This is a genomic window from Mycobacterium arosiense ATCC BAA-1401 = DSM 45069 (assembly GCF_002086125.1).
GTDB classification, from domain to species: domain Bacteria; phylum Actinomycetota; class Actinomycetes; order Mycobacteriales; family Mycobacteriaceae; genus Mycobacterium; species Mycobacterium arosiense.
Genome location: NZ_MVHG01000210.1, coordinates 1 through 1,078, shown reverse-complemented (window position 1 = coordinate 1,078; position 1,078 = coordinate 1). Strand labels below are relative to the sequence as shown.

General features: G+C 62.4%; 1 protein-coding gene. It reads right to left on the bottom strand.

Annotation, left to right across the window (positions count from 1 at the left end; all coding sequences use genetic code 11):
- Nucleotides 1-9 precede the first annotated feature (9 nt).
- Nucleotides 10-975: an IS481 family transposase gene (locus BST14_RS28115; RefSeq protein ID WP_083067493.1), complete on the bottom strand. Its 966-nt coding sequence runs from the start codon at nt 973-975 to the stop codon at nt 10-12.
- Nucleotides 976-1,078: the final 103 nt, after the last annotated feature.

The following is a 1,078-nucleotide window of genomic DNA, read 5'->3' as shown; positions in this document are numbered from 1 at the left end:
TGTACCGAGTCATGAGATTGGTGTCAGTCGGCTGATCGGTGGGAGCCCGCCAAGTGCACTGTGACGCCGTTGAGTGTTGTAGTACTTGAGCCAGGGGGCAAGGGCTGCGGCGCGGTGGGCGTTGGAAGCAAAGACGCGCTTATAGGCCCATTCGGTCTGCAGGGTGCGGTTGAGGCGCTCCACCTTGCCGTTTTGCCAGGGGCAGTGCGGTTTGATGAACACTTGCCGGGCACCCAGTTTTGCGCAGACATCGCGGATCGAGTAGCGGTAGGCCCAGGCGTTGTCGGTCATCACGTGGTCGATGGTGGCGATGCCGTGGGCGCGAAAGTTGAGCGCTGCCCGGCGTAGGAAGCCTGCGCAGGTGGGGCCTTTCTCATCGGGCAAGATCTCAGAGTAGGCCAGGCGGGAATGATCGTCGACGAGTGAGTGAACAAAGTCGAATCCATTGCCTTTCTTGCGTTCTCGGTCTGGGGCATGTCCTCGACCATGAGCTCGCCATCCACCTCCCTCAGGGATGCGGCCCAGCTTCTTGACGTCCATATGAACCAGTTCGCCCGGTCGGCATCGTTCGTAGCGAACAGCAGTGGCCTTGGAGGCACGGATTAGTTGACCGGTCATAGGATCGCAGTCGCGCAAGTAGGGAATTTGGTGGCGGTTCAACACGCGCGACACTGTTCGCGGGCACACCCCCAGCTTCGCGCCGATTTCCTCGGGGCCGCAGCGGTGGCGCCGCCGCCAGGCCACGATCTGATTTTCTAGGCTGCGCGGAATGCGGGTCGGCGTCGTGTGTGGGCGCGAAGACCGGTCATCAAGTCCGGCCTCGCCATCGGCCTCGAACCGGCTGATCCAGGTGTGCACACACTTGCGCGATACCCCCATCGCGCTGGCGATATGGGCCTTGGCCCAGCCGGCCTGATGCCGGCGCACCATCAGCAGCCGGCCGTGAAACGTCGTGCGGGCATTACGGTGGGACACGAGAACCTCCGGAGGGAAATGGACCTAGACAAGCCACACCCCACCCGGAGGTTCTCCTCACATCAAGCCAACACGCCTGCTACCAACGTCTGGTCCGAGTACA